General features: G+C 69.9%; 21 protein-coding genes and 2 tRNA genes. 7 read left to right on the top strand and 16 right to left on the bottom strand.

What is annotated here, in order from left to right; translation table 11 throughout:
- Positions 1–80 precede the first annotated feature (80 nt).
- The 5 genes from alaS to HYN04_RS04655 form a co-directional block, all read right to left on the bottom strand.
- The gene (gene alaS / locus HYN04_RS04675) at positions 81–2,723 is read right to left on the bottom strand and encodes an alanine--tRNA ligase (protein WP_110449683.1); all 2,643 of its coding nucleotides are present in this window, start codon (positions 2,721–2,723) and stop codon (positions 81–83) included.
- 182 nt (positions 2,724–2,905) lie between these two features.
- On the bottom strand, positions 2,906–3,976 hold the full coding sequence (gene recA, locus HYN04_RS04670; RefSeq protein ID WP_110449682.1) for a recombinase RecA: 1,071 nt from the start codon (positions 3,974–3,976) through the stop codon (positions 2,906–2,908).
- Positions 3,977–4,291: 315 nt separating this feature from the next.
- Positions 4,292–4,687: a hypothetical protein gene (locus HYN04_RS04665; protein ID WP_110449681.1), complete on the bottom strand. Its 396-nt coding sequence runs from the start codon at positions 4,685–4,687 to the stop codon at positions 4,292–4,294.
- A gap of 26 nt (positions 4,688–4,713) precedes the next feature.
- A complete protein-coding gene (gene mepK / locus HYN04_RS04660) occupies positions 4,714–5,238 on the bottom strand; it encodes a peptidoglycan L,D-endopeptidase MepK (protein ID WP_110449680.1) in 525 nt (174 codons plus the stop codon).
- Positions 5,239–5,309: 71 nt separating this feature from the next.
- A complete protein-coding gene (locus HYN04_RS04655) occupies positions 5,310–6,653 on the bottom strand; it encodes a L,D-transpeptidase family protein (RefSeq protein WP_110449679.1) in 1,344 nt (447 codons plus the stop codon).
- 181 nt (positions 6,654–6,834) lie between these two features.
- On the opposite strand from HYN04_RS04655, the gene HYN04_RS04650 reads away from it, so the two are divergent.
- The gene (locus HYN04_RS04650) at positions 6,835–7,644 is read left to right on the top strand and encodes a DUF169 domain-containing protein (protein ID WP_110449678.1); all 810 of its coding nucleotides are present in this window, start codon (positions 6,835–6,837) and stop codon (positions 7,642–7,644) included.
- 9 nt (positions 7,645–7,653) lie between these two features.
- Here the strand turns inward: HYN04_RS04650 and HYN04_RS04645 are convergent, their stop codons facing one another.
- Positions 7,654–7,935 (bottom strand): hypothetical protein, encoded by a 282-nt coding sequence (locus HYN04_RS04645; RefSeq protein ID WP_110449677.1) that lies wholly within the window; start codon positions 7,933–7,935, stop codon positions 7,654–7,656.
- An 86-nt stretch (positions 7,936–8,021) separates the two neighbouring features.
- Positions 8,022–9,425 (bottom strand): AMP-binding protein, encoded by a 1,404-nt coding sequence (locus HYN04_RS04640; protein ID WP_110449676.1) that lies wholly within the window; start codon positions 9,423–9,425, stop codon positions 8,022–8,024.
- Between the two features lie 134 nt (positions 9,426–9,559).
- Between HYN04_RS04640 and HYN04_RS04635 the strand changes: the two genes are divergently transcribed.
- Together HYN04_RS04635 and HYN04_RS04630 are read left to right on the top strand one after the other, a co-directional pair.
- A complete protein-coding gene (locus tag HYN04_RS04635; RefSeq protein WP_110449675.1) occupies positions 9,560–10,009 on the top strand; it encodes a thioredoxin domain-containing protein in 450 nt (149 codons plus the stop codon).
- A 56-nt stretch (positions 10,010–10,065) separates the two neighbouring features.
- Positions 10,066–10,863: a DUF1295 domain-containing protein gene (locus HYN04_RS04630; protein ID WP_110449674.1), complete on the top strand. Its 798-nt coding sequence runs from the start codon at positions 10,066–10,068 to the stop codon at positions 10,861–10,863.
- Here the strand turns inward: HYN04_RS04630 and HYN04_RS04625 are convergent.
- The 6 genes from HYN04_RS04625 to HYN04_RS04600 form a co-directional block, all read right to left on the bottom strand.
- Entirely contained in the window at positions 10,832–12,319 is a 1,488-nt protein-coding gene (locus HYN04_RS04625) for a carotenoid oxygenase family protein (RefSeq protein ID WP_110449673.1), read from the bottom strand. The two genes, HYN04_RS04630 and HYN04_RS04625, sit on opposite strands and share 32 nt — an antisense overlap.
- 148 nt (positions 12,320–12,467) lie before the next feature.
- The gene (locus tag HYN04_RS04620; RefSeq protein WP_110449672.1) at positions 12,468–12,803 is read right to left on the bottom strand and encodes a hypothetical protein; all 336 of its coding nucleotides are present in this window, start codon (positions 12,801–12,803) and stop codon (positions 12,468–12,470) included.
- Between the two features lie 50 nt (positions 12,804–12,853).
- Positions 12,854–12,930: transfer RNA gene (locus HYN04_RS04615), tRNA-His, on the bottom strand.
- A 118-nt stretch (positions 12,931–13,048) separates the two neighbouring features.
- A complete protein-coding gene (locus tag HYN04_RS04610; RefSeq protein ID WP_110449671.1) occupies positions 13,049–13,729 on the bottom strand; it encodes an energy transducer TonB in 681 nt (226 codons plus the stop codon).
- A gap of 10 nt (positions 13,730–13,739) precedes the next feature.
- On the bottom strand, positions 13,740–14,177 hold the full coding sequence (locus HYN04_RS04605) for a biopolymer transporter ExbD (protein ID WP_110449670.1): 438 nt from the start codon (positions 14,175–14,177) through the stop codon (positions 13,740–13,742).
- Positions 14,178–14,182: 5 nt separating this feature from the next.
- Complete coding sequence (locus HYN04_RS04600; RefSeq protein WP_110449669.1) at positions 14,183–15,082, bottom strand: MotA/TolQ/ExbB proton channel family protein; 900 nt, start codon at positions 15,080–15,082, stop codon at positions 14,183–14,185.
- Positions 15,083–15,601: 519 nt separating this feature from the next.
- Here HYN04_RS04600 and HYN04_RS04595 point away from each other — a divergent pair.
- Positions 15,602–15,934, top strand: a complete 333-nt coding sequence (locus HYN04_RS04595) for a hypothetical protein (protein WP_110449668.1) — start codon at positions 15,602–15,604, stop codon at positions 15,932–15,934.
- A gap of 27 nt (positions 15,935–15,961) precedes the next feature.
- On the opposite strand, the gene HYN04_RS04590 is transcribed toward HYN04_RS04595, so the two are convergent.
- The gene (locus HYN04_RS04590) at positions 15,962–16,597 is read right to left on the bottom strand and encodes a TetR/AcrR family transcriptional regulator (protein WP_162599543.1); all 636 of its coding nucleotides are present in this window, start codon (positions 16,595–16,597) and stop codon (positions 15,962–15,964) included.
- A 106-nt stretch (positions 16,598–16,703) separates the two neighbouring features.
- Between HYN04_RS04590 and HYN04_RS04585 the strand changes: the two genes are divergently transcribed.
- The 3 genes from HYN04_RS04585 to HYN04_RS04575 are packed head-to-tail and all read left to right on the top strand — an operon-like array spanning position 16,704 to position 19,971.
- The gene (locus HYN04_RS04585) at positions 16,704–17,639 is read left to right on the top strand and encodes a VOC family protein (RefSeq protein WP_110449667.1); all 936 of its coding nucleotides are present in this window, start codon (positions 16,704–16,706) and stop codon (positions 17,637–17,639) included.
- Entirely contained in the window at positions 17,639–18,472 is an 834-nt protein-coding gene (locus HYN04_RS04580; protein ID WP_110449666.1) for a fumarylacetoacetate hydrolase family protein, read from the top strand. The genes HYN04_RS04585 and HYN04_RS04580 overlap by 1 nt, the downstream gene beginning before the upstream one ends.
- Before the next feature lie 11 nt (positions 18,473–18,483).
- Positions 18,484–19,971 (top strand): bifunctional 3-(3-hydroxy-phenyl)propionate/3-hydroxycinnamic acid hydroxylase, encoded by a 1,488-nt coding sequence (locus HYN04_RS04575; RefSeq protein WP_241962711.1) that lies wholly within the window; start codon positions 18,484–18,486, stop codon positions 19,969–19,971.
- 21 nt (positions 19,972–19,992) lie between these two features.
- Here HYN04_RS04575 and HYN04_RS04570 read toward each other — a convergent pair.
- Positions 19,993–20,068: transfer RNA gene (locus tag HYN04_RS04570), tRNA-Phe, on the bottom strand.
- A 66-nt stretch (positions 20,069–20,134) separates the two neighbouring features.
- Positions 20,135–20,302, bottom strand: a complete 168-nt coding sequence (locus HYN04_RS04565; protein ID WP_110449664.1) for a DNA gyrase inhibitor YacG — start codon at positions 20,300–20,302, stop codon at positions 20,135–20,137.
- Between the last annotated feature and the right edge of the window lies 1 nt (position 20,303).

Here is a 20,303-nt window from a genome sequence, read left to right as displayed (position 1 = left end):
CCTCCCGGACCTTTTATGGTTCAAGCTATGCCTGAACCCTCGCCCCGGACGGCGCCCGAGGCAAGGCCCGCTGCGCCGCCTCAGCCCTGCAGAAGCGCCCGGATGGCCGCCAGGCCCTCTTCGGCCCGGGCCGCCTCGGGGGCGCCGCCCTGGGCGAAGTCCGGACGGCCGCCCGCCCCCTGCCCGCCGAGGGCCAGGACGGCGGCCTTGGCCAGGTCCACCGCACTGAGGCTCTGGGCCGCGGCGCCGGTGACGGCGACGGTGACCGCCGCCTTGCCGTCGGCGGTTCCCACCAGGGCGATGACGCCGTCGGGCAGCTGCTTCTTGAACTCCTCGGCGATGGGCCGGAGGTCCTTGCCCCCCACCCCGTCCATGACGCGGGCCAGGAGCTTCACGCCGCCGATGTCCTCGACGCCGCCGCCTGCAGCCGAACCGCCGCCACCGCCCATGGCGAGCTGGCGCCGGGCGTCGGCCAGGTCCTTCTCAAGCTTGCGGCGCTGGGATTCCAGCGCCTCGACCCGGGCCAGGACCTCGGAGACCGGCGTACGGAACTGTTCGGAAAGGCTGCGCGCCACCGAGGCCTGGTCGATCAACCAGCGCCGCGCCGCCTCGCCGGTCAGGCCCTCGATCCGCCGGACGCCCGCCGCCACGCCGCCTTCGGAGACGATCTTGAAGAGGGCGATGTCGCCAGTGCGGTCCACATGGGTCCCGCCGCAGAGCTCGACGGAATAGGCGCCCTCGCCCTCCAGGGCCTCGCCCAGGGTCAGGACCCGGACGGACTCGCCGTACTTCTCGCCGAAAAGGGCCACGGCGCCGGCGGCGATGGCCTCGTCAGGGGCCATTTCCGCGGTCCGCGCCGAGTGGTTCTGGCGGATGACGGCGTTGACCTCGGCCTCAATGGCCTCGATCTCGGCGGCGGTCACCGGACCGCCGTGGCTGAAGTCGAAGCGTACCCGCTCACCGTCCACCATCTGGCCCTTCTGGGCCACGTGGGGGCCGAGGACCCGGCGAAGGGCCGAATGCAGGAGGTGGGCCGCGGAGTGATTGGCCCGGGTGGTCCGGCGCAGGTCGGCGTCCACCGCCAGCAGGACGCGGGAACCCACCTGAAGCTCACCCTCCAGGACCTCGATTTCATGGACGAAAAGGTCGCCCGCCTGCTTCTGGGTGTCGAGCACCTTGCCGCGTCCGCCCAGCCAGGAGGCCAGGCCGACATCCCCCGCCTGGCCGCCGCTCTCGGCGTAGAACGGGGTGCAGTCGAACAGGGCGAAGACCGTCTCGCCGGCGCCGGCGGACCCCGCCTCGCCGCCCCCCTTCACCAGGCTGACCAGCTCGCCCTCGGCCTCGGTGCGGTCGTAGCCCAGGAACTCGGTGGCGCCGAGGCGCTCGCGGATGCCGAACCACTCGGCGGCGGCGGCCGCCTGGCCCGAGCCCGTCCAGGCCTCGCGGGCCATCTCCCGCTGGCGGCGCATGGCGTCCTGGAACCCGTCCAGGTCCACGGCCACGCCCCGGGCGCGCAGGGCGTCCTGGGTCAGGTCGAGGGGGAAGCCATAGGTGTCGTAAAGACGGAAGGCCACCTCGCCCGGCAGGCGGTCGCCCTCGCCCAGGCCGGTCGACGCCTCCTCCAGGAGGGCCATGCCGCGGCCGAGGGTGCGACGGAAGCGCTCCTCCTCCTGGCGCAGGGTCTCGACGATCATGGGCTCGGCGCGGCGGAGCTCGGGATAGGCCTCGCCCATCTCGGTCACCAGGGTCGGCGCCAGCCGGTGCATCAGGGGCTCCTGGGCGCCCAGCAGATGGGCGTGGCGCATGGCCCGGCGCATGATGCGGCGCAGGACATAGCCTCGGCCCTCGTTGGAGGGCGAGACGCCGTCGGCGATCAGGAAGCTGGACGAGCGGAGGTGGTCGGCGATGACCCGGTGGGAGGCCGCCTCCCCGCCCGGACCCACCAGCCCCTGGGAGGCCGAGATCAGGGTGCGGAAGAGGTCGGTGTCATAGTTGTCGTGCACGCCCTGCAGGACGGCGGTGATGCGTTCCAGGCCCATGCCGGTGTCGATCTGGGGCTTGGGCAGGGGGCGACGGGTCCCGTCAGCCAGCTGCTCGAACTGCATGAAGACCAGGTTCCAGATCTCCACGAACCGGTCGCCATCCTCCTCGGGGCTCCCGGGCGGGCCGCCCCAGATGTGCTCGCCGTGGTCGTAGAAGATCTCGGAGCACGGACCACAGGGACCGGTGTCGCCCATCGACCAGAAGGTGTCGTTGGTGGCGATGCGGATGATCCTGTGGTCCGGCAGGCCTGCAATACGCTTCCACAGGTCGGCCGCCTCGTCGTCGGTGTGATAGACCGTGACGCAGAGCTTCTCGGGCGGGATGCCGAAGTTGCGGGTCAGGAGCCCCCAGGCCAGCTCGATGGCGCCTTCCTTGAAATAGTCGCCGAAGGAGAAGTTCCCCAGCATCTCGAAGAAGGTGTGGTGGCGGGCCGTGTAGCCGACGTTGTCCAGGTCATTGTGCTTGCCGCCGGCCCGGACCGACTTCTGGGACGAGGCCGCGCGCAGGGTGGGCGGGGTCTCGGCGCCTGTGAAGTAGTTCTTGAAGGGCACCATGCCGGCGTTGACGAACAAAAGGGTCGGGTCGTTCTGCGGCACGAGGGGCGCCGAGGGGATGACCTGGTGGTTGTTCGCCTGGAAGTAGCTCAGGAAGGTCGAGCGGATATCATTCAGACTGGGCATGGCGCGGCTTCTGGACTGTCGGAGCGGTGGTCAAGGACCCGAGGGCCGGACCCTTGCTGCACCGCGGAAGCCAGAGGGTTTACGGGAGTTGAACGGCGCCGCCAAGATCAAGGCCGCACGCCGCCGCCCCTCGGGTCCGGGACCCCGGCGCTGAGGCCCGGGTCCCACACCCTTCAGGGGGATCAGCCCGCGTCGTCCTCGGCGGTGGGGCCGACCAGGAGTTCTTCCTCGATCACCTCGCGAGCGCCGCGGACCTGGGCCTCGATCTGGCCGGCGATGTCCGGGTTGGCCCGCAGGAACTCGCGGACATTGTCCCGGCCCTGGCCGATGCGCTGGCTGTTCCAGGAGAACCAGGAGCCGGACTTCTCGATCACCCCGGCCTTGACGCCCAGGTCGATGATCTCGCCCAGCTTGGAAATGCCCTCGCCGTACATGATGTCGAACTCGACCTCGCGGAACGGGGGTGCGACCTTGTTCTTGACCACCTTCACGCGGACATTGTTGCCGATGATCTCGTCCCGGGCCTTGACGGAGCCGGTGCGGCGGATGTCGAGGCGAACCGAGGCGTAGAACTTCAGGGCGTTGCCGCCCGTGGTGGTCTCGGGCGAGCCGTACATGACGCCGATCTTCATCCGGATCTGGTTGATGAAGATGATCATGGTCTTGGCCTTGGAGACCGAAGCCGTGAGCTTGCGCAGGGCCTGGCTCATCAGGCGGGCCTGGAGGCCAGGCAGGGAGTCGCCCATCTCGCCCTCGATCTCGGCCCGGGGCGTCAGGGCCGCCACCGAGTCGATCACGATCACGTCGATGGCGTTGGAGCGCACCAGGGTGTCGGTGATCTCGAGGGCCTGCTCGCCCGTGTCGGGCTGGGCGACAAGGAGTTCGTCCAGGTTGACGCCCAGCTTGCGGGCGTAGGCCGGGTCGAGGGCGTGCTCGGCGTCGATGAAGGCGGCGGCGCCGCCGGCCTTCTGGACCTCGGCCACCACGTGCAGGGCCAGGGTGGTCTTGCCCGAGCTTTCCGGCCCGTAGATCTCGATGATCCGCCCCTTGGGCAGGCCGCCGATCCCGAGGGCGATGTCCAGGCCGAGGGAGCCCGTGGACACCGCCTCGACCTCCATGGCCGCCTTGTCGCCAAGCTTCATGACGGCGCCCTTGCCGAAGGCCCGGTCAATCTGGGTCAGCGCCGCCTCTAGGGCCCGCTGCTTCTCACCGTCTTCTTTCACCACGAGCCTCAACGCCGCCTGATTGGTCATGATCCGGGGTCCTTATCCCATGATTCCGCGGCCCGGGGCCGCCCGTCGGCGCCTGCCGCCGATGACGAAAGGGGTACCCCTTTTGTTCTGAGTTCGCAAGATGTTCTCTTTCACCGCAACCCCCGCGTTACGTCCGTTTTTGACGCCACGGATTGAAGGCGTCCGTCTCTTCCATGGGTGCGGAATGAGTACCCCGGCGGCTCCCCCCACAAAGGGGGGAGCTGTCAGCGAAGCTGACGGGGGGGCTTCGGCAACTCAGGCGACCCCCACCGGCCCGCCTGGAGGCCCGCCTGACCCGGTCAGGCGGGCGACCATTCAGGCATTGCGGCTGAAGAGGCCCTTCACGAGGTTCAGGGCGTCATCCACCACGCTGCCGTCCTTGTTCGTGTCGAGCATGGCGAGAACGTCGCCGAACTGACCGCCCTGGAGCTGGCCGAGCAGGCTGTTGATCAGGTCGCCGCCAGCACCGCCCGCATGGCCCTGCAGCGCGGAAACCAGGCCCGGCAGGAGGGCCATCACCTGCGAGACGTCCAGGCCGGCGGACTCCGCCACGCCGGAAGCGATCTGGGTGATGTCTCCACCCTGGGAGAGCTGGCCCAGCACGCCGCTGAGGGCCGTCTGGGCCATGGCAGGATCGATGCCCAGCTTGCCGATGGTCTCGGCGAGGGCGGGGTTCTGGCTGACGCCGGCGATGATGTCGTTGATGTCCATGGGTCAATCTCCCTCAGGTTAGGAAATTACCATTGCCTCACTTTTCCGACATCCACATGAACAAAATTCGAGGCGGGATAGTAGCCAACGCCCCCACGGCGCAGGGCGAGGGCCGCATTACGCAGGCGCTCGAGCGGGGCGCCGGGAACGCGGATGTCCATGGCCATGCCCTGCATGTGGAGGCTCCGTGTCGCCACGCCGCTTGAGCGGGCATGGAGGGCCGCGTTCGAGGCAGGGGAGCGGTAGCCGGAAATGATCTGGACGGCGTCCGGACGCCCGAACTGGCCGGCAAGATCAGCGACGAGGTCGATCAGGCCCGGCGCGATCGGATGCACCTCCCCGGTGCGATGATCCCTCAGCACCCGGTCCAGGGCCGCCAGGGCGTCGGGCAGGTATCGGCCGCCCTCGAAATAGGTGGCGGCCAGCTTCTCGCCGGTATGCAGGTTCAGGACTGAGAGGCTGCGGGGCGCCGAAGCGGCGGCGGCGGAAGCGCCCAGGGCCGGGACGGCCAGTCCGAGGCCAGCGGCCAGGACGCGGCGGCGATCAAGCATGCGCCAGTCTCCTCGTAAGCCCCGGGGCGCTCTCTGCCCGTCGCCGGCCGCCCTGGCAAGCCGGGAGTCGATCACATTCGCGCAAGCTCCGTCGCCAACCGGGCGTCCCAGCCATAGACATCGTCGAGGAAACCGGCCCGGCCATCGGGCTCCGTCTTCACCGTCCAGTGCACGACGAAAAGGGGCTCCTGCCGGACCAGTGCGACGCGCAGGGTCGCACCAGCCGCCAGGTCAGACTGCATCCGGCTTCCGCCCCGGCCCTGGGGGGCCAGCAGCAGGTCCGCCAGGACCAGGGGGGATTCCACCCGCATGCACCCGTGGCTGAGGTGACGCTCGGCCCTCTGGAAGGCGTCGCGCCCGGGGGTATCGTGCAGGTAGACGCCAAAGGGGCTGACCAGGTCGAACTTGACCCGGCCGAGGGCGCTCTTGGGGCCCGGCTTCTGCTGCAGCCGTCCGCCGGTCTGGATGAAGCCATTGCGGGCGAGATAGTCCGGGTCGCGGGCGGCCCGGGGCAGGAGTTCCTCCCGGGCGATTCGGTCGGGCACGTTCCAGGGCGGATTGAGGACGACGGCGTTCAGGCGGGACTGGAAGATCGGGGTGGGGTCCTTCACTGCGCCGGGGATCACCCGGAAGGCGTGGACCACTCGGCCGTCCCGGTAGAGCGCGCCGACGGCGCCGCCCGTATCGATCTCGAGCCTGTCGGCGGGAAGGGCGCGGGGCATCCAGCGCCAGCGCTCCATGTTGGCCTCGATCCGCCCCAGCCGATCCTGGACCGGGACATTCAGCCGGCGGAGGGTCGCGGGCCCAAGCACCCCGTCGTCGTCAAGGCCGTTCCGGGCCTGCCAACCGGCGAGGGCCTTTCGCAGGGGGGCGTCAAAGCGGTCCGGGCGGGGCGGATCCTGCGGCGCATCGCCCTCTGCCGCGAGCCGCCGACGCAGGGCCTCGACCCCCTCGCCGGAGTCTCCCGGCCTGAGACGAAGGTTGGCGGACAGGGCGGGCCAGCCGCCCTCGGCGGCGATGGCTGCGTACCGGAGCCGGGCCCTGGCGAGGGCCAGATAGGCCGGCGCGTCCGGCGAGATCGACCCCGCCCAGGCCGCCAGCCGGCCCTGGGCATGCGCCTGGAGCATTTCCGCCTCCACCCTGCGGGACGGGGCTGCAAGATCCCAGAGCGGATCGATTTCGGAAGGCCGCAGGGACTGCCCCAACTCAACCCGGGCCAGCCGCTCGACGGCGTTCCAGAGGGCGGCGTCTCCGGTATCAGCGGCGGGCGGCGCCAGGCCCGCGCGTCCGAAGGCCCCGACCAGGGCCGAACGATCGCCGGCCGTGAGGACCAGGCCTTCGGGCGCCGCCGCCCGGACGGGTCCCGCGAGCCCGAGAACAAGGGCGACGACGGCGAGAAGGCGGTTCGGCTTCATGTCCGGGCTCCCGAGGGCGAAGGCGGCCGCCTAGCCCCGCGACGGATTGACCCTAGGCCGCGCCGGCTTGCAGGGGCAATCCCGGGACAATCCCTGAGGCCGGACCGGACCCCCGGCTTTCCCCTTCCCTCTTTCCGGCTCCGGGTGAAGGATGGGGCCAACACTGGGAGGAGCCCCTGACATGACACAAGCGCCGGAATCCTCGCCCCCCGGGACCCTTCCGCCGGACACGAACTGGGCCGCCCTGTCGGCCGAGCTGGAACAGGCCCTCCGCCTGCGCTCCATCCCCTTCGCCATGAAGATGTTCGAGCGGCGCGAGGACATGGAGGCCATTCCGCGCATCCGCCGCCCCAGCGCGGTCCATACCCTGGACCAGGTGGTGGGACAGGCCTCGCGCCTGGGATGGACGGTGGGCGTGACCTCGGACGACCTGGTCGGCGCCCAGTGCCGCGCCGTCGTGGGCCTGGGCGGCGCCAAGACCGACGACTGGCGCTCAGGGCGTCACATGCAGGGGGTCTGGTTCGAGGACGAGGCTGGCGCCGCGGCGCATCAGGCGGCCATGCACTGCGTCCCGGACGGCCGGTTCGAGGCCCTGGCCGTCTCCCCCCTGGCCAGCGGACGCCTGGGCGTCCCGGACATCGCCCTCTTCTACGCCACGCCGGGGGCCATGATGTACTTCATCAACGGCCTGCAGTGGTCGGGCTACAAGCGCTTCGACTGGGGCGTGGTGGGCGAGTCCGCCTGTGCAGACTCCTGGGGCCGGGCCCTGACCACCCGCACGCCCAGCCTGTCCATTCCCTGCTTCGCCGAGCGCCGTTACGGCGGCGTTCTGGACGACGAGATGCTGATGGCGGCCCCGCCGGAATACCTGGTCAAGGCCCTGGCCGGCATGAAGGCCCTGGCCCGCAACGGCTTCCGCTATCCCTTCCCGCAGTATGGCGTGCAGCAGGATGTCCGCGCCGGCATGGCGGTGAGTTACGGCAAGGACTGAGAGGCCGCCTCAGGCGCGGCGGCGAAGGGCCCTGACGGCAAGGCCGCCCAGGGTGGAGGAAAGGCCGCCGGCGAGCATCCCCGCCAGGAGCATTCCCGACAGGCCGGGAAGGGTGGAGAGCCCGGGCGAAAGCGCGGCCACCAGCCCTGCGCCGGAGACGCCGCCCAGGGCGCCGAGCACGGCGTTGCCGAACGGGCCCGTGTCGACCGAGCGCAGCAGGTTGGACACCATGCAGCCGCCGACAATCCCGCCGACGACCTGGACAATCAGAACGAGAATATCCGCGCCCAATGCGCCCGCCCCTGAAAAGTGAACAACCCTTAACCAGTAAGTCCACAGACGCCTGCGGGGGTCAATCCAGCCTCACCGGCTTGTGATCAGCTGAAGATCTGGGCGTAGGTCTGGCGAAGGAGGGCCTTCTGAATCTTTCCCATGGCGTTCCTGGGCAGGGAGTCCACGAAGACCACGCGCTTGGGGGTCTTGTAGCCGGCGAGGCGACTGCGGAGGGCCGAAACCAGGGCCGCCTCGTCCCCCTGCCCCTCCACCACGGCCACCACGCCCTCGCCGAAGTCGGGATGGGGAACGCCGATGACGGCGCTCTCGCGGACGCCCGGCTGCTCGTCGAGGACCAGCTCGACCTCCTTGGGATAGACGTTGTAGCCGCCCGAGATGATGAGGTCCTTGGCCCGGCCGGAGATCCAGAGCCGGCCGTCCGGGTCCCGTCGCCCGACATCGCCGGTGATGAAGAAGCCATCCGCCGTGAACTCCTCGGCGGTCTTCTCCGGCATGCGCCAGTAACCGGAAAAGACGCTGGGGCCGCGGATCTCGATGACCCCGGTCTCCTCCCCGCCCCCGATGCGCAGGTCGACCCCTGGCAGGGGAAAGCCCACCGAACCCGGCTTGCGCTCGCCCTCCAGCGGGTTGGTGGTGATGATCACCGCCTCGCTCATGCCGTAGCGTTCCAGGATCCGGTGGCCGGTGCGGGCCTCGAAGGCCTCGAAGGCGCTCTCCAGAAGGGGGGCCGACCCGCTGATGAAGAGGCGCATGTGGGCCGTCGCCTCCCGGGTCAGGCCGGGGTGCGCCAACAGGCGGGTGTAGAAGGTGGGTACGCCCATCATCACGGTGGCCCCGGAAAGGGCCTCCAGCACCGCCGCCTCTTCGAAGCGGTTGAGCCAGACCATGGGGCAGCCCGACAGGAAGGCGCAGTGCAGGGCCACGAACAGGCCGTGCACGTGGAAGATGGGCAGGGCGTGCAGCAGGACGTCGTCGGGCGTGAAGCCCCAGGCGTCATGCAGGGCCAGGGCGTTGGCCGCCAGGGCCCCGTGGGTCAGCATGGCCCCCTTGGACCGGCCGGTGGTGCCGCTGGTGTAGATGATCGACGCCAGGTCGTCGGCGCCCCGGGGCTCGATCCAGGGATCGGGCGCCAGGTCCCGGGCCCCGGCCACGAAGCCCTGGGCATCCTGGATGAAGATGGCCGGCTCGGCGTCGTCGAGGAAGTACTGGACCTCAGACGGGGTGTAGGCCGCGTTCAGCGGCAGGAAGACCGCGCCGATCCGCAGGGTCGCCAGGTAGATGACGACGGCCTCTATGGACTTCTCCACCTGCATGGCGACCCGATCACCGGGCTGGACGCGCGCGGCGCGCAGGGCGGCGGCGGTCCGGGCCGTATCGGCCTCGAACTCAGCGTAGGACAGCCGAACGCCTCCCGGCGACCGGAAGGCGTCACGCGACATGTCGGCGGGAAACCGCGAGGACAGGAGGCTGTAGAGGTTCTGGGACATGGACTTCCTCCCGGAGCCGGCCGGAACCCCGCTCCGCTGCCTCGCCGGTAGCATGCCCCCGGCGGGCCTCCCAGCCCCTTCCGTCGCCCCCGGGGCCGCGCCATATGAAGGGCTGCGCAGCAAAGGAACGCCCCATGCGCCAGATCGTCTGCCCCGCCTGCCGCGCCGCCAACCGGACCCCCGAGGGCCGGGATCCGCGTGACGCCCGCTGCGGGAAGTGCCGGGCGCACCTTTTCACAGGCCAGCCGGTGGAGGTCGACGGTCCCGGCCTGGACCGGCACCGCAACGGGAATCTCGGCGCAGCCGTGCTGGTGGATGTCTGGGCGCCCTGGTGCGGTCCCTGCCGGACCATGGCGCCGCAATTCGAGGCCGCGGCCGCCCAGCTGGAGCCCGGCGTGCGGCTGCTCAAGCTGGACGCCGAGGCCCACCCCGAGGCCGCCGCGACCCTTCGGGTGTCGGGCATTCCGGCCCTGATCCTGTGGCGGGATGGGCGGGAGATCGCGCGCCGGGCCGGAGCCTCGGACGCCGCAGGAATCAGCCGGTGGGTCCGTGAGGCCCTGGCCAGGGCCCCGGCCACGCATTGACAGACCGCCGCCGGCCCCCTCACCTGACTCCCTGAACTCAGCTTCGGGAGGCGGGGATGGAAATCCTTTCGGTTCTGGCGGTGAACGCGGCCGTTTCGGCGGTCGTCTTCCTGGGGCTATGGCGCTACGCGGTCGCCAAGCAGGATCCCAGCTTCATCGACAGCTGGTGGGGCGCCGGCATGGTGCTGATCGCCGTGACCACCTACCTCCAGTCGCAAGGCGGCGACCACGCCCTGGTCCTGACCCTGCTCTGCGCCGCCTGGGGACTGAGGCTGGGTTACCACCTGATCCGTCGCTGGCGCCGGGAAGGCGCGGACCGGCGTTACTCCCGCATGATGGCGGACGCCAAGGAGAAGAAGGGCTGGAGCTTCGCCAAGGCCAGCCTGATCTACGTCTTTTCCCTCCAGGCCGTCCTGCAGTTCATCGTCTGCCTGCCCATCCAGCTCGGCCAGCTGTCCGCCCCGGCGGCCCTTGGCCCGCTGGCCTGGGCCGGCGTCCTGGTGGCGGTGGTCGGCATCCTGTTCGAGACCATCGGAGACGCTCAGCTGGAGCGCTTCAAGGCCAATCCGGAGAACGCCGGCAAGGTGCTGGACACCGGCCTGTGGCGCTACACCCGCCACCCCAACTATTTCGGCGACGCCTGCGCCTGGTGGGGCATGTACCTGGTGGCCGCCGAGACGGGGCTGCTGGGCGCCCTGTCCATCGTCGGCCCGATCCTCCTGACCTTCCTGCTCACCCGCTGGAGCGGCGTGCCCACCACCGAGGGCCCGATGCGCCGCAAGAAGCCCGGCTACGAGGCCTACGTGGCGCGGACCTCGGGCTTCATTCCCATGCCGCCGAAGCGCGGGAGCTGAAGCCGGGGATCATCTCCGGCCCCGCCCAGACGGCGTGGGTCCCACTGGAGATCTTGTGCGGCAGGGCGATCCGGCAGACGGGGCCTTCCTCGATGCGTTGGGCGTCGATGAGGACGCACTCCGAAGCCTGCCGGTTCTCGTCGATGAGGAAGCTGACCAGGTAGCCGTCGTCCTCGGCGGTCGCGTTTCGCCGGGGGGCGAAGGGCGCCTCGCTGGCGAAGACGCCCGGGGGCAGGCGGTACTCCCAGGACGCACCGGTCTCGAGGTCTGACTTCACGAAGCCGTTGAACAGGAACCAGCCCGGCTCCGGCAGGGTCGAGTAGGCGTAGCGGTGGCGGCGGCCGGCGTAGCGGCCGTTGATCATGCCGAACTCCATGATCCGCGGGTCCAGCCTCTCCTCGCGGGTCGATCCGTCGCGCAGGTTGAAGCGCCATCGGTGCATGTGAGGCCGGAAGCTCATCTCGTCCAGGTAGGCCATCATGTGACCGAAGCCGGGAGGCGCGTCGGCCCTCGGCGGGGGCATGGGCTCGTCCTGGAAGTAGCCGTCCAGGACCACCTCGTCGCCGTCCTCGTAGGCGTTGAGCCAGTGCAGGACATAGGTCGGGGCGGCCTCGAACCAGCGGGGCTCGCCCCCCTCGCGGGGCAGGATGGCGAAGCGGCTCGGCAGGCCCTCGTGCAGGCGCACGGCGTGGATGTCGCGGGCCAGGAGGTCTGCATCCCAGAAGACTGGCAGGTCGTTCAGGATCACGAAGCGTTCGGTGAAGGCCATGTCGTGCGGCAGGCGCGGGCCAGGCAGGTCGATGGGCTGGAGCACCTTCAGGCGGTTATCCGGCCCCACCAGGCCGTAGTGCAGGTAGGGGGCGTGCTTCGAATAGTTGAAGAACATCAGCTCGCCCGTGTGCTCGTCCACCTTGGGATGGGCCGAGATGCCGTCGATGGGCGTCCAACCCTCCACTCCCAGGGTGTCCAGGGTCACCGGGTCCAGCCGATAGCCCTCGCCGCACTGGTAGAAGGTCGACAGTGCGGTCCCGGCGTGGACGACGATGTCGGTCGAGGACGAGTCCTTCAGGGCGCCGTGGGCGCCGAAGCCCGGACGCTTCGCCAGCTGGACCGGATCGGCAAGGCCGCCCCAGAGCGAGCCGCCCGCCTCCTGCTCCGCCCGGAAGCCCCGCGTGCGGATGAAACGGTTGGCGTAGCTGGCCCGGCCGCCCTGGAAGACCATCCGGTGGATCATCCCGTCCCCGTCAAAGGGGTGGTAGCGCCCCAGGGGCTCGTGGACCGGGTTCTCGGTGTTTCGGAGGTAGACGCCCTCGATGTCGTCCGGGATGCGCCCTTCCAGGACCTCGGGGTCAGGAAGATCCACCTCCTCATGGAGCGGCGTCCAGGCTCCGGTCATGTAGGGGTGGGACGTCGCCTTGAGGGTCGTCAGGACCGAAGGCTGTCGACGGAGGGGCATGGGGGACCTCGGCGGCTCTCTGGAGCGCCAGACTAGGACGGATCCACCTTGAGCGCATCCACATCGTGGAGCCGACGACAGGCCTCTTGGGGGAGGAACTGGAAGCGGCAAGGGGGAACGGCGGGTGACCGCCGGGATCCGAAGCGCCTCAGTGGCGCATGGGCCGGGCGCGCAGGCGGGCCGGGGGCGGGGTCTGGCGGAAGTCGCCGGCGATCCCGATCCGGGCGTTGCAGCCCGGGCATCTGACCACCTCGTCATCCGGCCCCTCGGCTGGCGGATCGAAGAAGGCGCCGCAGGGCTTGCACTTCCATCCATGAGACGGCCGCTCGACGGGCTTGGCCTCGCGGAAGGGCCGCGGCGGGCGCGGGGGACGGGCGGGCCTATCCGAACGGAGCGGCTCAAGCGGCTGGGGACCCAGGGGCCGTGTGACCTCAACGCCTGGCTTGAGGCTCAGGGTCCTGCGCTTGGGAGGTTCCTCGGTCATGGCCTTGCCGGAAAGGAGCCAGCCCCGCCGGCCAGCCAGGAAATCCGCGATGGTACCGCCTCCCCGGTTCGAACGGGGGACCTCTAGAGCCACAATCTAGCGCTCTAACCAACTGAGCTAAGGCGGCGCATCGCGGAGGCTAGCTTCTAGGCGGGACGGCGGCGGCGATCAAGCGGCGGCTGACCCGGCAAAGAAAAAGCCCCGGGGCGAACCCCGGGGCCAATTCCATTCAGACCCGTCTGGTCTCAGCCCTTGGGGAGCTGGAACCTCAGCGGGATCCGGACCGTACCGCCTTCAACAGGTGCGCCATCCTTGGTCTGGGGGCGCATCTTGAAGAGCCTGGTCATCCGCAGCGCGGCCGAACCGAAGTCCTGGTCCGCAGGGTCTTCCGACACCACGGAGCAGCCTTCCAGCAGCCCCTTGGCGGTGACCTTGCAGCTCAGGGTGACGCGGCCTTCCACCTCCATCCGCTGGGCGCGGTCGGGGTAGTAGCGGGCGATGTCCTCACCCGAGGGCTTGCGGGCCCAGTCGGGGTTGGTGATCACCGACGGACGCGGCGGCTCGGGGGCCGGCGCCGGGGGCCTCGGATCCTCGATCCGCTTCTCCACCGGGGGAACCGGCAGGGGCGGGATCGTCGGAGCGTTCGGCACCGCAACAGGCGGACGCGGCTGCAGCTTGGGCGGCGGCGGCGGCGGCGTGTTCGGCGGCGGGGGCGGAGGCGGAGCCATCGGCTTGATGATCTCCACGTCCGTCACGTCGTCCGAGTACTCCTTGATCTTGAGCTCGAACCGCTGCTTCCACAGCACGACGCCGATGACGACGTGCAGCAGGAGAGCGACGAGGAAGGCGATCAGGAAACCCTTGCCGCGCTTCGGAGGCGGGACGTCGAAGGGGTTATGAACGGGTTGGATGATGTCTTCAGCCATGCTCCACCCCTCAGTCCTTCTTGTCTTCGCCGACGAGGGCCACACTGTAGAAGCCATTGTCCTGGAGCGTGTTCATCACGCCCATGAAATCGCCATACAGCACGTCCTTGTCCGCACGAATGTAGATCCGCTCCTTCTCCGGGCTGCGCTTGCTGCCCAGTTGGGTGCGAAGGGTGTCCCCGAGCTCAGCCAGGTCGGTGTTGAAGTCGCCGATATAAAGGCGACCCGACGGCTGGATCGAGATGTACACCGGCTTCGGTGGGTTGGTGGACGGTTTCGCAACCGCGTTCGGCAAGGCGATCTTCACGTTAACGGCCGCCATAGGGGCCGCCACCATGAAGATGATCAGGAGAACCAGCATGACGTCCACGAAGGGCGTCACATTGATCTCGCTGTTCGCCTCGACCGCGTACTTGCCACCCCCAGAACCTGAGAGTTTGGCTCCCATCTGGATCAGGCCCCCTTGTCGAGCTGCCGCGAGATGCTGTTCATCAGCTCAGCGACGAAGGACTCCGTGCGGCCGCCAAAGCCCGAGATGCGGGTCTGGAAGTAGTTGTAGAAGATAACCGCCGGGATAGCGGCGAACAGACCGATACCGGTCGCCAGCAGGGCCTCGGCGATGCCGGGCGCCACGACGGCCAGGTTGGTGGTGTTGGTGTTCGCGATGCCGATGAAGGAGTTCATGATCCCGTAGACGGTGCCGAACAGGCCGATGAACGGACCGGACGAACCGACCGAGGCCAGGAACTGCATGCCGGAGGAGAGACGCTTGCCCAGGGTCGACTGGACGGCGCTCACCGCGGCTTCCGCACGGTGCAGGGTGGTTTCCCGGTGTTCGCCGGAAACCTTCAGGCCCGCCTGACGGGACAGTTCCACTTCCTGCACGGCCGCAGCGGCCATGTCGGCCAGCGGGTTGCCGGAGAACTCTTCCGAGAGGGCGGCGCGACCGGCGTCGCTGAAGCTCTTGGAGCCCCGGAAGGAGTCGATGAACTGGTTGGCCACGCGCTCCATCGCGTTGAACTCGATGAGCTTGGTGACCAGAAGGAACCAGGAGATGACCGAGCAGGCCACCAGGCCGAGCATCACGACCTTCACGACGATGTCGGAGTCGGCGAACATCCCCATGACGGTGAGCTTGCCGGCATTCTTGATTTGCGGCGGCTCGGCTTCGGGAGCCGGAGCGGCTTCAGCAGGAGCGGCAGCGGGAGCGGCGGCGTCGGCGGGAGCCGCAGCGGCCGGGGCGGCGACCTCGGCGGCGGGCGCGGGCGCCTGCGCAAAGGCCGGAGCGCTCGCCATCAGCGCCACGGCGCCGAAGAGAGCGATGAAGGGAGTCTTGAGCTTGTTGTCGATCATCTGTCGCCAGTTCCTGGTTGGTCTAGCACGTTAGGACCTAAGGGTCGTCACGCGAGAGCGTCTCTACCCCAATTGAATGGCCCGCCGCCTGTCCGGGACCGGGCGCCGGAAAACCGGAGCCGCACCCGCCAAGACGATAGAGCCGCTTTCGCTATCCCGACCCCTGACATCAACCCGGACCCAGAGGAGTCCCGATCGCGTCCAGAATTCGGGTGCGGCGCATCCGGCCCGGAAGCCGCCTGCACCTTACCGACAAGTTAGACTTGCGGCAGGGGTCCTTTGGCAACCCCTTTTTGTCCGGTCAAGTGGAATAGGGGCGCGCCCAGCGTCCAGTGGGGCCATTCCCGCCGGATTGCCGGGAGGTTGGGCCGCCCTGTTCGCCCGGAAGCGGGCCTGGATGGCGGATTGACGACGCATGGATGGCGATTCCACGACAGAAGCGCTCAATGGGGGCTGGCTGAAGGAGAATTGAAGTCGCCGGGTATCCGGACCAGACTGCGCCGAGGGAAGGAAACCAAAATGACACGAAGCCGCCACGCGCCCCCTTTGGTCACGGCGATCTCGGCCCTGGTCCTCCTGGCGGGCGCCGCCCCGGCGGGCGGAGCGCCGCCGGCAGGAGCCCCGGAGGAGACGCCCCCCGCGACCTCGGCTGCGCCCCCCGCCCGCACTCAGGCGACGGAGGCCGAGCCGAAGCTCATCTGCGAACAGGTCCAGCAGATGGGATCGCACTTCAGGAGGAAGGTCTGCGCTACTGCGGAGGCTTGGGAAGCGCGGCGGCGGAAGGACGCCGACCAGATGAGCCGGATGGGAGACCAGGGAACGGGCTGCGGCGGGGCCGCCAATCCCTGCTGAGTCCTTCCCCGGCCGACCTCCGGGGTCCTAGCGGATCAGGTCTTCCGCAGCGTCACGGGCCCGGCGCTCCGCCGCCTCGCCGGACAGGCCCAGCCCGCCCAGCATCAGGGCCAGGGTCTCCGCCACCAGCCCCCGGTCCCGGACCGCGCTGCGCGGACCGTCGAGGACCGACGACAGCAGGATCTGGCAGACCCCGCTGACCATCAGCACAGCGGGGTCCAGGCCGGGTGCGCGGAACGACCCTCGTTCCAGTCCAGCCTCGAGGTCGGCGCGGAGCCCGGCGTTGAGAGGATGGTCGGGCGGGGCCGGCCGGTCCTGGCTCCGCAGCATGGCCCTGGCCTCAGCCGGATGGGTGCGGGCGTACTGGATGAAGGCGCAGACCCCGCGGACCAGTCTCTCCTCGGGGTCGCCGAGGCCGGCGTTGACGGCGCCGACCCTCTGCTCCATCCGCAGGCGGACCTCCGTCGCGACCGCCAGGGCCAGGGCGGACTTGTCGCTGAAGTGGTTGAAGAACGAGCCCTTGGCCACCCCGGCCTCACGGACGATGTCATCCACGGCGATGGCGTCCACGGGGCGTTCGGCAAGCAGGGTTTCCCCCGCCCGGATCAGGGCCTGGCGCGTGCGCCTGCGCCGTGCGTCGTCCGGACCGGACATCCTCGACATGGGCCTCGATCGACTCCGTTGTTCCTCGCCCTGATATCCCCGCTTGCATGAAATGACCAAATGGTCAAAAAATCCGCCCAGCCGCCGCCAAGGAGACCCCGCCCCGATGAGCACGATCCGTATCGAGGACATCTCTCATGTCCGCTTCAGCGCCCCTGACCTCGACGAGATGGAGCGGTTCCTGGCCAGTTTCGGCCTCACCCCCTTCCGAGACGGACAGGGACGCCTTTACGGCCGGGGGACGGGTGGAGCGCCCTTCCTGCACATGACCGGGGAAGGCCCGGCGGGCTTCGTCGCCCTGGGCCTCAGGGCCGAGAGCCCGGAGGCCCTCGAGGTCCTCGCCCGGGCCGAGGGGGCCCGGGTGGAGCCGCTCTCGACGCCCGGCGGGGGATCCGTGGTCCGGCTCACCGACCCCGATGGCTTCTGCATCGAGGTCGTCGCCGGACAGGCCCCGGTTCCTGGAGAGCCCCCCGCCCCCGAGGCGGTTCGAAACACGGCGGCGGCCCGCCCGCGGATTTCCAGCCGGGTGCGGGTGAAGGCTGGGCCCTCCCGGGTGGTCCGTCTGGGGCACGCCGTCCTGGAGGTCAGCGATTTCCGCGCCTCCGAGGCCTGGTACAAGTCGCGGTTCGGCCTCCTGACCAGCGACGAGATCGAGGCCGCCCCGGACTTCGCCATCGGCGCCTTCCTGCGCTGCGACCGCGGGGACAGGCCGACGGACCATCACACCCTTTTCCTGCTCCAGGGGCCGGGCGGGCCCCGGTACAACCACGCCGCCTTCGAGGTCGAGAGCCTCGACGACCTGATGCGCGGCCACGCCCACCTCAAGGGTGACGGCCGGACGGCGGCCTGGGGCGTCGGCCGGCACATCCTCGGCAGCCAGGTCTTCGACTACTGGAAGGACCCCTGGGGCCACGAGGTCGAGCACTGGACCGACGGCGACCTCTTCACGGCGTCCGAACCGCCCGGCAAGGCCACCCTGGCCGACCTCCTGGGTGTCCAGTGGGGCGCCGTTCACCCGATGATGGCCCAGGGAGGGCGCTGATGAAGATCGCCATCTACGAAGCGGGCTCCGGCCCACGCATCGGCGTCGTCCTGGGCGACCGTATCGTCGACGCCGGCCTGGCCGGCCCGCTGATGGATCACCTGGAGGCCTGGGCCGAAATCGCCCCTCGGCTCGCCGGACTGGATCCCGCCTCGGGCCTCCCCCTCTCCGGGGTCCGGCTCCGCGCGCCCATCCCCCGGCCAGGGAAGATCTTCGCCATCGGGCTCAACTACGCAGACCACATCTCCGAGAGCGGCATGGGGACCCCCGAGCGCCAGGTCTGGTTCACCAAGGCCCAGACCTCGGTCAACGGGCCCTTCGATCCCGTCCAGGCGCCCAGGGTCTCCCAGGCGGTGGACTACGAGGCCGAGATGGTCGCGGTGATCGGCCGGCGCGGCAAGCACATCGCCCGCGAGGACGCCGCCGCCCACATCTTCGGCTACTGCGTCGGCAACGACGTGACCGAGCGGGCCTGGCAGCACGCCACGCCCCAGTGGAGCCTGGGCAAGTCCTTCGACACCCACGCCCCCTTCGGACCCTGGATCACCACCGGCGACGAGGTCGATCCCCACGCCCTGGACATCCGTTGCACCGTCAACGGCGACGAGCGGCAGGCCTCGAACACCCGCCACCTGGTCTTCGACGTCTTCGACCAGGTCGCCCACCTGTCCCAGGCCATGACCCTTGAGCCGGGCGACGTCATCTTCACCGGCACTCCCGGCGGGATCGGCGCGGCCATGACCCCCCGTCGGTTCCTCAAGCCCGGCGACGTCGTCCGGGTGGAGATCCAGGGCCTCGGCGCCATCGAGAACCGCATCGAGGCGGAGGCCTGACCTTGGAGCCGGTGGAACGTTGCGACGTCCTGGTCGTCGGCGGGGGGCCAGTCGGGGTCGCCCTCGGCCTCCTGCTGGGCAAGGAAGGCGTCCGCACGGTCATCGCCGAGCGCGAGCCGGGCCTCTATCCCCTGCCCCGGGCCGCCCACATCGACGACGAGGTCATCCGCCTCCTGCAGGGCCTGGGCGTCGCCGACGCCGTGGCCGCAACCTCCCGCACCTCGAGCCGCTACGACTTTCTGACGGCGAAGGGCGAGGTCCTGATGTCTTTTCCCTCGGTCATGGGCCGCACCCGCATGGGCTGGCCCTCGGGGATGATGATCCACCAGCCCTCGCTGGAGAGCTACCTGCGGGGCCAGCTCGCCTCGGCGGGACCGGTCGAGCTTCGAAGCCATTGGACCCTGGCCGCCCTCACCGAAACCCCGGATGGGGTCCTGGCGGACCTCGAGACCCCCGACGGCCCGCGCCGCGTACACGCAGGCTGGGTCGTGGGCTGCGACGGCGCCCGCAGCACGGTGCGCAGCCTGGGCGGCTTTTCCCTTGATGACCTTGGCTTCGATGAGCCCTGGCTTGTGGTGGACGTCCTCGTGGACGATCCCGCCCGCCTGCCTGAAGTGAACCTCCAGATCTGCGACCCGGCGCGGCCCACGACCTGCGTCCTCATGGGCGAGGGCCGCCATCGCTGGGAGTTCATGCTCCGCCCGGACGAGACGCCGGAGCAGGCCCAGGACCCGGCCTTCGTCGCCGAGCTCCTCAAGCCCTGGAAGGTCGAGGGCGCCGTGCGGCTCGAACGCACGGCGGTCTATCGCTTCCACGCCCTCGTCGCCCAGCGGTGGCGCCAGGAACGGCTCCTCCTCGCCGGCGACGCCGCCCACCAGATGCCCCCCTTCGCCGGCCAGGGCCTCTGCTCGGGCCTGCGCGACGCGGCCAACCTGGCCTGGAAGCTGGGGCGGGTGGTGCGCGGCCAGTCCCCCGACGCCCTGCTGGACACCTACCAGCCCGAGCGGGAGCCCAATGTCCGGGCCATCATCGGCATGGCCCTCATGATGGGGCGCACGGTGTGCATCCTCGATCCGCTGGCCGCCGCTGAGCGGGACCGGCGCATGCTGGCCGACCGCGCCGCCGGCAACGTCCCGGCAGGGCCGGCGGGCTACCCCCCGATCACCGAGGGCTGCATCCTGCCCGGAACCCCCGCCGCCGGCTGGCCCCTCACCCAGCCGGTTCTGGAGGATGGACGGCGGATGGATGACGCCCTGCCCCGGGGCGCCTGGCTCTTCCGCCAGCCTGGGCCCGCGCCGGCAGGGCTGCCGGAGGATGTGGTCGACCTGCCCCTGGACTCGCCCCACCTGGCCGATTTCGCCCCCGCGGTCGCGGTCCTGCTCGCCGGCGAAGGCGTCTCCGCCGCACTGGTCCGGCCCGACCGCTATGTCTTTGGTTCCGGCGAAGCCCACCATCTGGTGCGCGCCTGGGCCGGGGCCCTGGCGGCGGATGAGGCCTGACAAAACGTCTGGGAAGGGAAGTGGTGCCTGGGGCCGGAATCGAACCAGCGACACGCGGATTTTCAATCCGCTGCTCTACCAACTGAGCTACCCAGGCGCGACGCCTCGCGGGTCGGAGGCGGTTCTATAGAAGAGGCCCCGCGCCGTGTCCAGCGAGGCGGGCCTAGGTTTCCGCGTCCCTTCCGGGGTCCTCATCGTCCAGTTCGTCCCCCGGCAGGACATAGCTCCCCGACAGCCAGCGCTGAAGGTCCACATTGGCGCAGCGCGAGGAGCAGAAGGGCCGGAACTTCGGCTCGGCGGGCTTCTTGCAGATGGGACAGGCGGTCGTCACG

Source organism: Phenylobacterium parvum, from assembly GCF_003150835.1.
Classification (GTDB): domain Bacteria; phylum Pseudomonadota; class Alphaproteobacteria; order Caulobacterales; family Caulobacteraceae; genus Phenylobacterium; species Phenylobacterium parvum.
This window is presented reverse-complemented; position numbering and strand designations above follow the sequence as displayed.

Coding starts and splice junctions, on each gene's coding strand:
- HYN04_RS04605 (WP_110449670.1), bottom strand. CDS start 14,177: ATGGGAGCCAAACTCTCAGGTTCTGGGGGTGGCAAGTACGCGGTCGAG.
- HYN04_RS04650 (WP_110449678.1), top strand. CDS start 6,835: ATGACACAAGCGCCGGAATCCTCGCCCCCCGGGACCCTTCCGCCGGAC.
- HYN04_RS04580 (WP_110449666.1), top strand. CDS start 17,639: ATGAAGATCGCCATCTACGAAGCGGGCTCCGGCCCACGCATCGGCGTC.
- HYN04_RS04590 (WP_162599543.1), bottom strand. CDS start 16,597: ATGTCGAGGATGTCCGGTCCGGACGACGCACGGCGCAGGCGCACGCGC.
- HYN04_RS04595 (WP_110449668.1), top strand. CDS start 15,602: ATGACACGAAGCCGCCACGCGCCCCCTTTGGTCACGGCGATCTCGGCC.
- HYN04_RS04610 (WP_110449671.1), bottom strand. CDS start 13,729: ATGGCTGAAGACATCATCCAACCCGTTCATAACCCCTTCGACGTCCCG.
- HYN04_RS04620 (WP_110449672.1), bottom strand. CDS start 12,803: ATGACCGAGGAACCTCCCAAGCGCAGGACCCTGAGCCTCAAGCCAGGC.
- HYN04_RS04630 (WP_110449674.1), top strand. CDS start 10,066: ATGGAAATCCTTTCGGTTCTGGCGGTGAACGCGGCCGTTTCGGCGGTC.
- HYN04_RS04635 (WP_110449675.1), top strand. CDS start 9,560: ATGCGCCAGATCGTCTGCCCCGCCTGCCGCGCCGCCAACCGGACCCCC.
- HYN04_RS04625 (WP_110449673.1), bottom strand. CDS start 12,319: ATGCCCCTCCGTCGACAGCCTTCGGTCCTGACGACCCTCAAGGCGACG.
- HYN04_RS04655 (WP_110449679.1), bottom strand. CDS start 6,653: ATGAAGCCGAACCGCCTTCTCGCCGTCGTCGCCCTTGTTCTCGGGCTC.
- HYN04_RS04585 (WP_110449667.1), top strand. CDS start 16,704: ATGAGCACGATCCGTATCGAGGACATCTCTCATGTCCGCTTCAGCGCC.
- alaS (WP_110449683.1), bottom strand. CDS start 2,723: ATGCCCAGTCTGAATGATATCCGCTCGACCTTCCTGAGCTACTTCCAG.
- recA (WP_110449682.1), bottom strand. CDS start 3,976: ATGACCAATCAGGCGGCGTTGAGGCTCGTGGTGAAAGAAGACGGTGAG.
- HYN04_RS04640 (WP_110449676.1), bottom strand. CDS start 9,425: ATGTCCCAGAACCTCTACAGCCTCCTGTCCTCGCGGTTTCCCGCCGAC.
- HYN04_RS04600 (WP_110449669.1), bottom strand. CDS start 15,082: ATGATCGACAACAAGCTCAAGACTCCCTTCATCGCTCTCTTCGGCGCC.
- mepK (WP_110449680.1), bottom strand. CDS start 5,238: ATGCTTGATCGCCGCCGCGTCCTGGCCGCTGGCCTCGGACTGGCCGTC.
- HYN04_RS04665 (WP_110449681.1), bottom strand. CDS start 4,687: ATGGACATCAACGACATCATCGCCGGCGTCAGCCAGAACCCCGCCCTC.